10 protein-coding genes are annotated in these 14,546 nt (G+C 36.2%); 8 read left to right on the top strand and 2 right to left on the bottom strand.

Annotated elements, in window-relative coordinates:
- Nucleotides 1-7 precede the first annotated feature (7 nt).
- The 5 genes from ACS3UD_RS11210 to ACS3UD_RS11190 all read left to right on the top strand — a co-directional run bounded on the left by ACS3UD_RS11210 (nt 8) and on the right by ACS3UD_RS11190 (nt 8,566).
- Nucleotides 8-715 carry an ABC transporter ATP-binding protein gene (locus ACS3UD_RS11210; RefSeq protein ID WP_213925766.1) on the top strand — a complete coding sequence of 236 codons (708 nt, stop codon included), beginning with the start codon at nt 8-10 and terminating at the stop codon, nt 713-715.
- Nucleotides 715-3,057 carry an ABC transporter permease gene (locus ACS3UD_RS11205; RefSeq protein WP_308139537.1) on the top strand — a complete coding sequence of 781 codons (2,343 nt, stop codon included), beginning with the start codon at nt 715-717 and terminating at the stop codon, nt 3,055-3,057. Before ACS3UD_RS11210 ends, ACS3UD_RS11205 begins: the two co-directional genes overlap by 1 nt.
- Nucleotides 3,058-3,076: 19 nt before the next feature.
- Nucleotides 3,077-4,270, top strand: a complete 1,194-nt coding sequence (locus ACS3UD_RS11200) for an efflux RND transporter periplasmic adaptor subunit (RefSeq protein WP_308139538.1) — start codon at nt 3,077-3,079, stop codon at nt 4,268-4,270.
- 120 nt (nt 4,271-4,390) lie between these two features.
- A complete protein-coding gene (locus ACS3UD_RS11195; RefSeq protein WP_308139539.1) occupies nt 4,391-5,794 on the top strand; it encodes an NAD(P)/FAD-dependent oxidoreductase in 1,404 nt (467 codons plus the stop codon).
- Nucleotides 5,795-5,875: 81 nt separating this feature from the next.
- Complete coding sequence (locus ACS3UD_RS11190) at nt 5,876-8,566, top strand: cation-translocating P-type ATPase (RefSeq protein ID WP_308139540.1); 2,691 nt, start codon at nt 5,876-5,878, stop codon at nt 8,564-8,566.
- 97 nt (nt 8,567-8,663) lie between these two features.
- Here the strand turns inward: ACS3UD_RS11190 and pdxR are convergent, their stop codons facing one another.
- Nucleotides 8,664-10,034 carry a MocR-like pyridoxine biosynthesis transcription factor PdxR gene (pdxR, locus tag ACS3UD_RS11185; RefSeq protein WP_308139541.1) on the bottom strand — a complete coding sequence of 457 codons (1,371 nt, stop codon included), beginning with the start codon at nt 10,032-10,034 and terminating at the stop codon, nt 8,664-8,666.
- A gap of 177 nt (nt 10,035-10,211) precedes the next feature.
- Between pdxR and pgeF the strand changes: the two genes are divergently transcribed.
- Nucleotides 10,212-11,015: a peptidoglycan editing factor PgeF gene (pgeF, locus tag ACS3UD_RS11180; protein WP_308139542.1), complete on the top strand. Its 804-nt coding sequence runs from the start codon at nt 10,212-10,214 to the stop codon at nt 11,013-11,015.
- A 123-nt stretch (nt 11,016-11,138) separates the two neighbouring features.
- Entirely contained in the window at nt 11,139-12,194 is a 1,056-nt protein-coding gene (locus tag ACS3UD_RS11175) for a GerMN domain-containing protein (RefSeq protein WP_308139543.1), read from the top strand.
- Between the two features lie 77 nt (nt 12,195-12,271).
- Here ACS3UD_RS11175 and ACS3UD_RS11170 read toward each other — a convergent pair whose 3' ends face one another.
- Nucleotides 12,272-13,276 carry an ABC transporter substrate-binding protein gene (locus ACS3UD_RS11170; protein WP_308139544.1) on the bottom strand — a complete coding sequence of 335 codons (1,005 nt, stop codon included), beginning with the start codon at nt 13,274-13,276 and terminating at the stop codon, nt 12,272-12,274.
- A 211-nt stretch (nt 13,277-13,487) separates the two neighbouring features.
- Between ACS3UD_RS11170 and ACS3UD_RS11165 the strand changes: the two genes are divergently transcribed.
- The gene (locus ACS3UD_RS11165; RefSeq protein ID WP_308139545.1) at nt 13,488-14,540 is read left to right on the top strand and encodes an inorganic phosphate transporter; all 1,053 of its coding nucleotides are present in this window, start codon (nt 13,488-13,490) and stop codon (nt 14,538-14,540) included.
- Nucleotides 14,541-14,546 lie beyond the last annotated feature (6 nt).

Genomic DNA, 14,546 nt, shown 5'->3' with positions numbered 1-14,546 from the left:
AATGTATATGAATGAAAAGATACTGAGGGTTGAAGAGCTAAGCAAAAATTATCAGATGGGTGAAGTAACTGTGAAGGCGCTTAAAAATGCCAGCTTTGAGGTGAAAAAAGGTGATTTTGTTGTAATATTGGGACCGAGCGGTTCGGGTAAAAGTACTCTTCTCAATATAATAGGCGGTATGGATACTCCCACAGACGGCAGAGCTTATTTTAATAATGAACTTATAACAAATATGAGTGACAAGGAACTCACATATTACAGAAGAAATAAAATAGGTTTTGTTTTTCAGTTTTATAATTTAATGGCTACATTGACTGCAAAGGAAAATGTAGAACTTGCATCGGAGCTTTGTGAGAATGCTATTGGAATTGATGAGGTACTTGAGTCAGTAGGGCTTGGAGACAGGGCTGATCATTTTCCATCACAAATGAGCGGCGGAGAACAGCAGAGAGTTGCCATAGCAAGAGCAGTTGCAAAGAATCCACAGATTTTGCTGTGCGACGAACCCACAGGTGCATTGGATTTTGAAACGGGTATTCAGATATTAAAAGTACTAAAAGATGTAAATAAGAAATATGGAAATACCGTTATTGTAATAACCCACAATTCGTCAATTGCACAGATGGCGGATCAGGTTATTAAAATGAGAAGCGGAAAAATAACTGAAATAACAGTTAATGAAAATCCAATAGCTGCTGAAAGGATTGAATGGTAATGAAAAAGCTTGATAAAAGACTTTTTAGAATGATCAAGACTACCAAAGGTCAATACATTGCAGTGCTTGCAATCATAGTAACGGGTATTTTCGTTTTTACTGCGGTCAGTAATTCTGCTATTAACTTAAGAGACGCAATTGATGAATACTATGTGGAAGCAAATTTTGCAGATATCTTTATAAAAGGTACAGGAATACCGGGAAATCTAGAAGGAAAGCTCTTAGGAGATCACGAAATTAAGCAAGTAGATGCAAGAATTGTATTTGATACAAAGATGATAACTGACAATGAAAATAGCAATGTTGATATACGGGTAGTTTCTGTGGATAAACATGAGAATGAAATAAGTAAGTTGTTTATTAAATCAGGCAAAAGAGATTTGAATGAAAAAAATGTAATCGTTATAGAGCAGTTTGCTTCAGCCAGAGGTATAAAGATCGGTGATTCTATACAGATAAAAATTAACGGTAAACAGCATGAATATAATGTTTCAGGGATAGCATCAAGTTCGGAGTATGTGTATATGATGCAAAACGAGCAGACATTGCTTCCAGACCCTGAGGGGTTCGGCATTGTTTTTATTGAAGAAAATTATTTGAGGAATGTTTATGGGTCAGGCGGCAATTTCAATGAAATGCTGGTTAAACTTAATGAAGGAGGAAATGTAGAAAAAACTGCGGAATACCTTGAAAACAGGCTCGACGATTACGGCGTTACGAGAGTAATTAAGAAATCTGACCAGTTGAGCAACAGTATGCTTTCAGAGGAAATTTCCGGTTTGGAAATGATGTCGAAATCAATTCCGGTTGTATTTTTGGTTTTTGCTGGCATAATGCTTTCCACAATGCTGTCAAGAATAGTTAAAAAGGACAGGACATCAATAGGTGTATTAAAGGCATTGGGATTTATGAACAGTGAAATAGTTATTCATTACCTAAAATATGCTGCATCGGTAGGATTTATAGGAGGGCTTGCAGGGTCACTTATAGGAACTGCATTGTCAGGAATGATGACAAATTATTATCTTGTTTTCTTTAATATTCCAATGTTGACAGTAAAAGTTTATTATTATAGAATATTTGTTTCGGTTCTGCTATCATTGATGTTTTGTGTTGCTGCTGGTTTCTGGGGTGTAAAAGGAATTTTGAGTATAAATCCTGCTGAAGCTATGAAACCCGAGTCTCCTAAGCAAGGCAGGAGAATATTTATAGAAAATATAAAACCAATTTGGAATCATGTTCCATTTTCATGGAAGATTGTTTTAAGAAGTATATTCAGAGAAAAAAAGAAGTTTGTTTTCATTGGAGCGGCAGTTTCTATAACTTGCGGTATGATGATTATGACAATATGGATGATAAATGTAATGGATGTAATGTTTAACAAGCATTACGGCGAATTTATAAAGGCTCAGTATAATGTAAGCTTTGATGGATTTAAGAATGATGATGTTGTGAACGAATTTAAAGAATCCATAAGTATAAAAAATATGGAGGGCAGAATAGAAATACCGTTTGAAATAATAAACGGGAAAAAATCAAAAATTGTTAATATTATAGGCTTAAAGAAGGATACGGTTTTTTATGATTTTATGGACATGAATGGTAATAAGGCTTATATTCCTTCTGATGGAATATTAATTTCATCAAATCTGGCAAATGCTTTGAATATTAAAATGGGAGACGAAATATTACTGGACAGCTTTGTTGACGATGACAGCAACTATGTGAGAGTAAAGGGAATCATCAAGCAATCGTTGGGGATAAACGCGTATATAGATATTGATTATCTTAGAGAGTGCTTTCTTGACAAGAGAACTATTAATGGTGTTTATATAAATTCTGACGACGATGTTATTAATAAACTTGAAGATATGAAAAATATTACTGTGCAGTCACAGTACGATATGAAAAAAGCATTTGAGGAGTTTACTGCGATTACAGCTATGTCTATGGGATTTATGGTTGTGTTTTCAGGGCTTTTAGGTTTTATAATCGTATACAGCATGACGCTTATGAGTATAAATGAAAGAACATTGGAATTTTCATCGCTCAGAGTAATGGGTTTTTCAAAAAAGGAAATATTCAGCATGCTGATTCGTGAAAATATGATTATGACGGTAATAGGAATCGTGGCAGGTATACCGATGGGGTTGTGGCTGATTGCTTATTTAGGTGAATCATTTACTACGGATGTTTATACAATGAATGAGCCTGTCAATCTATCAAATATAGTTGTTTCAATAATTCTTACTATAGTATTTATTATGCTTGCTCAGTTAATGACGTATGCGAAAATAAACAAGCTTGATTTTATGCAAGCATTAAAAAACAGAATATCATAATTATAAATTGGAGGGCAAAATGAAAATAAGATATAAAAAGAAGTACTTAATATTAACAATATTCTTAGTGTTTGCTTTTATTGTTGCTTTTTCAGTATTATCAGGTGGACGGAACTCTTACGAAGGAAATACGGCAAAGGCAAAAAAAGGTACCATACAAAGTACACTGGAAGAAACAGGAACGGTTTTTTCAAAAAGAGTAAATACATTTTACTCGGATATGAGCCAAAGGGTAAAGGTACTCAATTTTTCAATAGGAGATAAGGTGAAAAACGGGGATATAATATTAACCTACGAAAACAGCTATGACCTGGAGATAGAAAGAGCAAACAAGCAGATTGAGGCGATAACGGCACTGTATAACGAGACAGTTAAAGGAGCGGATTTTCAAGAAATATCAAATTTAAGACTCAATATAAGCACTATTGAAAGCAGCCTTGAACTTGCTAAAGATAATTTAGAAAAGATCAAGAATTTGTACGAAAATAGTGCGGTTAGTGAGGTAGAATATAAGGAAGCGGAAAACAATGTTTCTTCTTTGGAAAATCAGCTTCAGGAAGCAAAAAATAACTATGATTTAATGATGCAGGGAGTATCCGGTAATGTTAAAAAGCAGTACGAAGCACAGATAGAGGAAATAATGGTTCAAATAAAAATAATTGAACAAAAGATTGAACAGTCATCTGTAAAAGCTGAATTTGACGGAATTATTACTGAGCTGAATGTACATCAGGGAAGTATGACAAAGACAGGTGTTCCGGTTGTTGAAATACAGGACGAAAACAGCCTTGGAATTTACGTAGAAATACTGGCAGAAGATACAGCTAAAATTGTTACAGGAATGCCTTTCATAATCAATGCGGGAAATAATTCATATGAGTTGAAAATCAATAGAATTTACCCTAAGGCTGAATCAACAATATCCGAGCTGGGAGTCGAGCAGAAAAGGGTAAGAATAGAAGCAGACTTCATAGAAGATATGAAAATAAAAATTGGAACTGAAGTAGATACCGTAATTATTCTGGAAGAGAAAAAAGATGTTCTTATGGTGGATAGAGATGCTGTATATGAGAAAAGCAAAAAAGAATATGTGACTGTTATAGAAGATGGAAATGAAGTTGAAAGAGAAGTAACTACAGGATTAAAAAATGATGACTATGTAGAAATAACATCTGGAATTAATGAAAATGAAGTAGTATTAATTGAATACTAAATCCAATATTTTAATGACACATTTGCACAAGAAAAGTATAATATTTATGTACTATTATAGTGACATAAAATTATTTTGATGCAAAATTAGAAACAGCATAACAAATACAAGGAGATTGTGATGAAATATAATTTAATTATTGTTGGGGCCGGACCGTCAGGCATATTTACTGCTTTTGAGTTTAACAGAAAGTACCCTGATAAAAAAATATTGTTGGTTGAGCAAGGGAAAGCCATTGAAAAAAGAAACTGCCCAAAGGATAAAACGAAAAAATGCATTAACTGCCAGCCATATTGCAGCATAACAACCGGTTTTTCCGGAGCGGGTGCGTTTTCTGACGGTAAGTTGTCGTTAAGTCCTGAAGTTGGAGGAGACTTACCGGAATTAATAGGATATGAATACACTCAGGAATTAATAAATTATACTGACGATATATATCTCAGCTTTGGTGCAGACACTAAGATAGAAGGAATCAATGCCAAGGAGGAAATAAAAGAGGTAAGAAGGAAAGCTATAGAAGCAGGGCTTAAACTGGTGGACTGCCCTATAAGGCACTTGGGAACTGAAAAAGCCCAGGATATTTATAGAAAAATACAGAATCATCTTCTGGATAGTGGTGTTGAAGTTAAATTCGGAACAACAACAAAAGATATAATAGTAGAAAACGAGTGTGTAATAGGTGTTGTTACAACAGACTCATTAAAGAAAAACCAGGAGGAAAAATTCTATGCGGACAATGTGGTAATATCAGCCGGTAGAAAAGGTGCCGACTGGGTAAAAGCACTTTGCGTAGAGCATAATATAAACCACCATGCAGGAACAGTTGATATAGGCGTGAGGGTTGAAGTGCGAAACGAGGTAATGGAAAGAGTAAATAACATTCTTTATGAATCAAAGCTGATAGGTTATCCTGCTCCGTTTAAGGATAAGGTAAGGACATTTTGCCAAAATCCGGGAGGATTTGTAAGCCAGGAGAACTATGACGACAGCCTTGCAGTTGTGAACGGGCACTCATACAAGGGAAGAAAATCTAACAACACGAACCTTGCTATACTAAGCTCTCATAATTTCAGTTATCCTTTCAATGAACCTATAAAGTATGGAGCCAAGGTTGCGGAGCTTTTAAATATGCTTGGAGATGGGAAAATTCTTGTTCAAAGATACGGAGATATTCTGGACGGTAAAAGGACATGGCAATCTGAGCTGTCCAGATCAAATGTTGTTCCAACGCTGCCTGACGCAGTTGCCGGGGATATAACATCTGCAATACCATACAGGACGATGACAAATATTATAAACTTTATAGAAGCACTGAATACGGTTGTGCCTGGATTTGCATCAACAGAGACATTGCTTTACGGGCCTGAGGTTAAGTTCTATAGCAATAAGGTTGAACTAAGTACAAATTTTGAAACAAGCATTAAAAATTTGTATTGCTTGGGAGATGCCAGTGGCTGGACACGCGGATTAATGATGGCTTCTCTCATGGGAGTAAGAATGGGACAAATATTAAGTAATAAATAGAAAATAACATAATATATTATACTATTGAATGTTGCAAAAGAAATTTTAACAACATCAAATTATTTGTTAGGGGGAAATAATTTGGAATGGTATAACAAAGGTAAAAAAGAAGTATTAAATGAACTGGTAACTAATTTAAGTTACGGGCTAAGCAACGAAGAGGCAGCTAAGAGGCTAGAGGAGTACGGAAGAAATGAGCTGGAGGAACAAGCAAAAAAGAGTTTTGTTTCAAAAGTTATTGCACAATTTGCAGATTTTTTAATTATTATTTTGTTGATTGCTGCAGGTATATCGGCATTTGTAGGCGAAAAGGAAGATGCTTTTGTAATATTGGCAATTGTAATAATAAATGCCATACTGGGTATCTACCAGGAGGGAAAGGCGGAAAAATCTGTAGAAGCACTTCAAAAAATGAGTGCACCGAACGCAAAAGTAGTAAGAGAAGGAATCGTTGTAACATTGCCGGCTGCTGAAATTGTACCGGGTGATGTGGTGGTTTTAGAGGCCGGAGATATAATTCCTGCTGACATGAGGCTGCTGGACACCTCTAACATGAAAGTCGAGGAGGCATCTTTGACGGGAGAATCCGTTCCCGTGGAAAAGGATTCAAAATCTCAGATAGCAGGTAGCGTCGGAATAGGAGACAGGCACAACATGGGATTTTCAAGTACCATTGTCACTTATGGCAGAGGTAAAGGTGTCGTTGTGGGAACAGGACATAATACGGAAATTGGAAACATTGCTACAAAAATTCAGTCCTATGATGATGAGGAAACCCCTCTGCAGGTTAAGCTGAACCAACTTGGAAAAGTGCTGGGTACGCTTACAATTCTAATATGTATAGTTGTATTCTTACTGGGATCTTTTCAAGGAAGACAGGTTCTGGACATGCTTTTGACTTCAATAAGCCTTGCAGTTGCTGCAATACCTGAGGGACTGCCGGCTATTGTTACAATAGTTTTGGCAATCGGGATGAACAGAATGGCAGGGAAGAATGCCATAGTTAAAAAACTTTTAGCGGTTGAAACATTAGGGGCTACATCCGTTATATGCTCAGATAAAACAGGAACACTCACACAAAATGAAATGACTGTTGTAAAAGCATTTGTCGATGATAGAATTCTTGATATAGAAGGAGGAGGATACGATCCTGTCGGCGATGTTAAGTGTGATGGAAGAAGAATAAATATAAACTCACTTCCCAATCTGAGAAACCTTGTATCTGTAGGTTCGCTTGCCAACGATGCACAGCTGGATAATTCGTCAGGCATATATAAAATAACCGGTGATCCAACGGAAGGAGCAATTATAACTTTTGCGGGAAAACTGGGACAAACTGCCGAACAGCTTAATATGGTATACCCTCGAATCGGAGAACTGCCATTTGATTCTGTACGGAAGATGATGACAACGTTTCATTCAAATTACATTAACAACAAAGTAGTCTCTTTTACAAAGGGTGCTCCCGACATAGTTATAAGCAGGTGCACAAAAATAGCTTTGAATGGAAAGATTGTTGATTTTACAGATGAACTTAAGAATAGAGTGCTTTCAGTAAATAAAAGGTTCGCGCGTTCTGCATTGAGAGTACTTTCGATGGCATATAACATATGGAATGATGTTCCAGAAAATCCAAGCCCTGATTTTGTTGAAAAAGACATGATATTTGTGGGGCTGGTTGGAATGATTGATCCGGCAAGACCTGAAGTCAAAGAGTCAATAAAACTTTGCAAAGCAGCAGGAATTGAAACGGTAATGATTACGGGTGATTACAAGGAAACTGCCTATGCAATAGCAAAAGACCTTGGCATGGTAGAATCTGAAACTCAGGCAATAATGGGAGAAGAACTTGATAATTACTCAGATGAGGAGTTAAGAGAAGTCGTTAACAAGACAAAAGTTTATGCAAGGGTTTCACCGGAACATAAGGTTAAAATAGTTACTGCACTAAAAGATAACGGATATATAACGTCGATGACCGGTGACGGTGTGAATGATGCTCTTGCTCTTAAAAAAGCTGACATAGGGGTTGCAATGGGAATTACCGGAACTGATGTTGCGAAAAATACAGCGGAGGTTATTCTTACGGATGATAATTTTTCAACAATTGTAAACGCTGTTGAGGAAGGAAGAATAATTTTCAGCAATATCAAAAAATTTGTTTTCTTTCTTTTAAGTTGCAATATTGGAGAGATACTTCTGGTTTTTTTAAGCATATTATTGGGGTGGGAAGTACCTTTGGTTCCTATTCAGCTTTTGTGGCTCAATCTTGTTACGGACAGCTTTCCGGCGATGGCTTTGGGAGTGGAGAATGCAGAACCTGGAATCATGAACCAGCCGCCTAGAAATACAAAGCAACCTATATTAGATAAAAGTATGATGGCTGGAATTGTATTTCAAGCAGTTGCAATTGCTCTTGCTTCGCTGCTCTCTTATTATTGGGCTTCAAGAATGTACGGCGTGGGAAAAGGCTTGATTCATGTCAGATCAGTTGTGTTTACAACGTTGATTACGGCAGAGCTTTTGAGGGCATTTTCATCCAGGTCTCAAACATACACATTGTTTAAAATTGGATTTTTTTCAAATATCAGAATGATTCAGGCTGTGCTAGTATCATTTGTGCTTACGGTTCTTGTACTGTATATTCCAATCTTAAATGAAATCTTTGATGTAATGCCGTTAACAATGTTGGACTGGCGTATAATACTAACATTTGCATTTATTCCAATGCTGGTGGGAGAGCTATATAAAGATTTGTTTAAAAATAAATAATAAACGGAGGACGGAATTTTTCCGTCTCCTCCATTATCGATAAAGCTGCCAAGGAGGCAGATTGTTGTTAATTTATATAACCATTTATTACATCTTTTTATTTAAAGAGCACTTTTCCAAGCTTGACAGTAAAGTCATGAATTTCATTTGCGCTTATTCCGCTGTAATTTAATGAAAATACTAATCTGTTGTTTTTATGGCTTATGATATTCAGCAGTATGCAAGAATTTTTTGCATCTTTTGCTATTTGAGATTCATTTTTAATTGTTTTTGCTTCGCATACTATGTGAAGACCTGAATCCGAATTTATTATTTCCAAGTTATCTTTATATTCTGTTTTTAAACTTCCTGTAAGAAGCATACTCTTCTTTTTGTACACTCTTTTTATTTTCCGAAGATGTTTCAGCATATATCCATCCTTCATGAAATTTGCCAATACAATCTGATCTATTTTGGAAGTTGACTGAGTATGTCTTGTTTTAATAAGACTGTATTCAGTCAGAAGTTTTTTCGGCAAAACCATGAAACTGATTCTTAGTGATGGCAAAAGCATTTTGGAGAATGAGCCGAGATATACAACACAATCGTTTTTATCCATTCCCTGAAGGCAAGGAATAGGCATCCCTCCGTATCTTATCATTGCGTCGTAGTCATCTTCTATAATAAGGCCATCATTTCTATATGCCCATTCTAAAAGTTCCATACGTTTATTTACAGGCATTATCGTTCCAAGGGGATACTGGTGTGACGGACTTATATAAATAAGCCTTGCATTACTTTTCAGAAGTTCATTAACAGGAAATCCATTATCTGTGACAGCTATATGTTCTATGTTGAACATGTAATCTTCAAATATGTATTCAGCTTTGTTGAATCCTGGTTTTTCAATTGCTACGGTGTTGTAATTTTCCTTAATTATTCCTATTAGTATTCCTAGAAGATATTGAACCCCGGCACCGACAATTATCTGTTGAGGACTTGTATGGCCTCCTCGCATTGTATTTACAAAATTTGCAATTTCCTCCCTTAAAATTTTTTCTCCTTGAATTGAACCACTGCTATAAATATCTGTATATTCATCAGAAATAACTTTGTTATACAGCCTTTTCCAAGAAGATGAATCAAAGCTGTCTTTGTCTACGCCGTCATTAATGTATTCTGTTTCATTTGAATGACTCAATATTTTTTTTTGAGGTTTGGAATTTATTTCAAAATAATATTCGCTTAAATCACATACATAGTAGCCTCTCTTTGGAGAATTTTCTATATAACCTTCAGCGACAAGCTGACTGTACGCGTTTTCTATAGTAGTCTTGCTCAAGTTTAAAGATGAAGATGCCTCTCTGATTGAAGGAAGCTTTGAATCCGGTTTTAATAAACCTGAGGTTATTTCTGATTTAATATATTCATACAGCTGTATGTATAATGCTTTTTTGCTGTTCTTATCAAAAACAGGCGATATTATCATAATTCCTCCTTATCTGACATGTTCAAATATATAAAATTAAACACATATAATAATTACACATTTATTTTAGCATAACATAAAAATAAAATATACATATACTTGTTCATCATATACAAAAAAAAATCAATGTGATATAATTTTGCATATAATATCAGTATTATTAATAAAGGAGCTGCCATGTACAGACTGAATAAAAAACAAGATTTTGAATATATCACTTTTCCGTCTTTTGAGAAATATAATAACCTGCTGCACTGCTTTACCACAAGAAAAGGAGGGGTAAGCTGCGGAGCATTTGAATCCATGAACATAGGGTTCAGTACGGGGGATAGTGATAAAAATGTTAAAACAAATATAGAAATAATGTCAAAAAGACTTGGTATAAGAGTTGAAGATATTGTGGAGACAAACCAAACTCATACGAACAATGTTAAGTACGTGTCGGAGGAACATAAGGGAAAAGCATTTGAAGAATCACCTTTTAAGGATATTGACGGTATATATACAGATAAAAAAAACTTAGCTCTCATGTCCTTCCACGCTGATTGTACCCCTGTTTTTTACTATGACCCTATAAAAGAAGTAATTGCCCTTGCCCATGCAGGATGGAGAGGGACATTGCTGAATATAACCGGAAAGATGGTCAGAGAAATGGTAAACAAGTTCAGATCTAATCCTAAAGATATAATCACTGCAATAGGGCCTTCGTTAGGGCAGTGCTGCTTTGAAGTTGATAAGGATGTTGCGGACATGTTTCTCAATGAGAATAAAGAATTCAGAAATTTTATGGAAACTAATAAACCAAAATATTTTTTTGATTTATGGGGAATAAACAAATACTTACTGATGCAAGAGGGTATACGAGAGGAAAATATCGAACTTTCCGGTATATGCACCAAATGCAATAACGACTTGTTTTTTTCACACAGAGGTCAAGAGGGCAGGAGGGGTTTGCTTGCCGGAGTAATTATGATGAAATAGTTTGTGCCTGTTATGGGCGCATATCAATATATAAGAGGTATAATATATTTAAATAAATTATTCATATCCCGGGTACATGCTAAATATAATAGTAAATATAAAGACGTGAGGAGGGTTTGAAAATTGGCTTATAATAAAATTATATCTCTGATATTGATTATTTGTTTGGCAGTAGGTATAACAGGATGCAGTACTTTAGATATGATGGTAGGTCTTAAGGAGGGCAATAATCCGGATATAGCAGAATTGGAAGACATGTCAGATTTTGAAATTGTAGAAGATGCCATAGGAGAGGAAGTTGACGAGGAACCTGTAATCGAAACAGTGACGGTAAATGCCGAAGATACGAAAATGGCTGATATACTTGCTTATTATGAGGACGAAAACGGATTTGTAGTTCCGGTAAATACAAAAATTCCATGGGAAGAAGGAATTGCAAAGGCTACACTTAGAAGCATGGTCGCAGGCAGTGAAACAGAAAAAAGAATTGCTCAGTCTGGACTTCATGGAGTATTGCCGGAAGGGACTGAGATAAGGGGTATGTCTATTAAAGATGGGCTTTGCAGAGTTGATTTTAGCAAAAATGTATTAAATTCTTCTTCATATGAACAGGAAGAAAATATGATTTCAGCTATTACATATACGCTTACTGAATTCTCTACAATAAATAAAGTTGAATTGCTTGTAGAAGGTCAGGCGTTGGCTTCATTACCTAAAGGATATGCTATAGATACTGCGTTTGAAAGGGAAAACATTAATTTGTACGGCTCTGCGGATGGCGTTAATCTAACGGTTTATTATAAAGCCCCTGATACAGAAGTTGCCGGTCATTATGTACCTGTTACTTTTTCTGCCAGTAAAATTGACAATCCAGCAGTTTCCGTCGTGGAAAAATTATTTAACGGTCCTCCCGAAGATACAGTGCTGAGTAATAATATTCCTGTAGGAATAAATTTAAGAGATGTAAATGTTAAAGGCGATACCGCGGTTGTAAATTTAGGTGTTGAAGCGGTTAATTTGTCTGAGGAGGAGTTTTCTGATATGGATGCAATAGTTGTTCTTTGCTTAGAACAATTTGGTGTTGCTGATGTAGAGTATAGCATTGAAGGGCTTTCATTCCAGGAGGCCGGCTTGGATTTCACCGATAGTGGTATAATGCCTGTGTTTAATCAGTATTAATTTAAAAGGAAGAATCTCTAAATGAGATTCTTCAACTTCGTATAAGGCTTCAGCATAGGCTGAAGTTTTTTAGTGAGCTACTTGTAGTTTTCTTTAGCTTTATTTGCAAATTCAGGTGTTTGAATTTTATCATATGGAGCGCCTTCTTCAATTTCACCTGCTGTTTTCATAATATCTATTAATCTGTTGTAGCCTTCCTCACCTAACACTAAATCTGGGTTCCAAGTATCTAAGTCTTTGTAAGTCTGTACTATCTTTGCTATAAATTCTGCATCTGAATCAGGGAATTGCGGCAGTATTGCTTCAGCAACTTCCTGAGAAGTATGCTCATCAACCCATACCATACCCTTATACAGAGCATTTGAAAAACCTTGAATTATATCAGGGTTTTTTTCGATATAGCTTCCTAAAGAGCTGTAGCAGGTATATGGTATATATCCTGCGAGAGATCCTACAGATTCAAGTACATAGCCGTTTCCTTGAAGCTCGAATGTAGATGCTAACGGCTCAAATAATGTGGTGTAATCTGCTTCACCTGATTGAAATGCTCCTGCCATCATGTCAAACTGCACATCTGTCCTGACATCAATATCTACTCCGGGTGTCAGACCGCTTTGCTTAATAACATATTCCAATGTCATTAAAGGAACTCCGCCTTTACGTCCGCCGAGTATGGTTTTGCCTTTTAGCTTATCAATTGTAAAATCATCATCTTTTTCTCTTCCAACTATAAAGGACCCGTCTCTTTGGGTTAACTGTGCAAAGTTAACTGCATGATCTTCTCTTCCCTGAAGATATACATATACGCTTGCTTCAGGTCCCATAAATGCAATATCCGCTTCTCCGCTAACCATAGCTGCCATACATTTATCAGCTCCGCCGCCGTTGGTAAGATCAATTTTCAGTCCCTGTTCTTCAAAAAAACCTTTTTCAATGGCCACATATTGAGGTGCGTAGAATATTGAGTGTGTGACTTCAATAAGTCTGACATTTGTCATTTGCTCTTCTTGCTGTTGGCATCCTGTCATTAGCAGCGAAGACATGAGCACAACAACAATAAGTAAAGAAATAATTTTTTTCATAAACACCCTCCCAAATTAAGTTTCAGTTATTATAATATTCAAATTAAACGCAAATAGTTACTGATAATATCGGATGTAAAAGCAAATAAAAATAAGTGGAAAAAGTGGTGCCGTTATGGTATATTTAGATTGTTTGTAATATTCGAGTTAATTTTATGTAAATTATATAAAAGTGTAATAACTACTTAAGGAAATGGGAGAAGGTAATTTTATGGATGTGACATTTTCGAGTTTTTTGGTGCAGATTACATCTAATCCTTTATTGCTGGTAACTACCTTGTTGACTCTGGGAGTAATCATGGTTAACGGTTGGACGGATGCTCCGAATGCTATAGCAACCTGTGTTTCAACACGTTCAATTACTGCTAGAAATGCAATTTTTATGGCAGCAGTTTTTAATTTTTTTGGTGTTTTTATAATGACAATGATAAATTCAAACGTTGCACAGACAATATATAATATGGTGGATTTCGGAGGGAACTCCAGAGAAGCGTTGGTTGCGTTATGTGCAGCTTTGTTTGCAATTGTTACATGGGCTACCGCTGCGTGGTGGTTTGGAATCCCTACAAGCGAAAGCCATGCTTTAATTGCCGGAATTTCAGGTGCTGCCATTGCATTGCACAATGGGTTGTCCGGTATAAATATTGCCGAATGGGTTAAGGTAATATACGGTCTTGTGCTCTCAACTTTCATGGGTTTTGGAATGGGATGGATTGTTGTTAAGTTAACGGAGTTTATTTTCAGAGGCTTCAGCAGAAGAACGACAAATATAATTTTTCAGAATGCTCAAGTAGCCAGTGGAGCGGCGATGGCATTCATGCACGGTGCGCAAGATGGGCAAAAGTTTATGGGTGTATTTATGCTTGGAATTTTTCTTGCTAATGGACAGGCAGGTGTGACAAATTTTCAGATCCCTGTCTGGATGATGTTGGTATGTTCAATTATAATGGGCCTTGGAACATCAATAGGTGGGTATAAGATAATAAAATCAGTAGGAATGGATATGTGCAGGCTTGAAAAGTATCAAGGGTTTTCTGCTGATATGGCAGCAACAACCTGCCTTCTTATCTCATCCGTTTCAGGTATTCCCGTAAGCACAACTCATACTAAAACCACAGCAATCATGGGGGTGGGAGCGGCTAAAAGAATAACTTCAGTTAACTGGGGGCTGGTTAGTGAAATGGTATGGACATGGATTCTTACTTTTCCAGGATGCGGAGTGATTGGCTATTTAATGGCTAAGCTATTTATGAATTTATTTTAAATGCAG

The sequence above is a fragment of the Sedimentibacter sp. LTW-03 genome (genome assembly GCF_052059825.1).
Lineage (GTDB): Bacteria > Bacillota > Clostridia > Tissierellales > Sedimentibacteraceae > Sedimentibacter.
The sequence above is the reverse complement of the archived record's forward strand: the minus strand, read 5'-3'. Positions and strand labels throughout refer to the sequence as shown.

Excerpts from the sequence above, each read along its gene's own strand:
- ACS3UD_RS11210 (WP_213925766.1), top strand. The coding sequence starts at position 8 with ATGAATGAAAAGATACTGAGGGTTGAAGAGCTAAGCAAAAATTATCAG.
- ACS3UD_RS11205 (WP_308139537.1), top strand. The coding sequence starts at position 715 with ATGAAAAAGCTTGATAAAAGACTTTTTAGAATGATCAAGACTACCAAA.
- ACS3UD_RS11200 (WP_308139538.1), top strand. The coding sequence starts at position 3,077 with ATGAAAATAAGATATAAAAAGAAGTACTTAATATTAACAATATTCTTA.
- ACS3UD_RS11195 (WP_308139539.1), top strand. The coding sequence starts at position 4,391 with ATGAAATATAATTTAATTATTGTTGGGGCCGGACCGTCAGGCATATTT.
- pdxR (WP_308139541.1), bottom strand. The coding sequence starts at position 10,034 with ATGATAATATCGCCTGTTTTTGATAAGAACAGCAAAAAAGCATTATAC.
- pgeF (WP_308139542.1), top strand. The coding sequence starts at position 10,212 with ATGTACAGACTGAATAAAAAACAAGATTTTGAATATATCACTTTTCCG.
- ACS3UD_RS11170 (WP_308139544.1), bottom strand. The coding sequence starts at position 13,276 with ATGAAAAAAATTATTTCTTTACTTATTGTTGTTGTGCTCATGTCTTCG.
- ACS3UD_RS11165 (WP_308139545.1), top strand. The coding sequence starts at position 13,488 with ATGGATGTGACATTTTCGAGTTTTTTGGTGCAGATTACATCTAATCCT.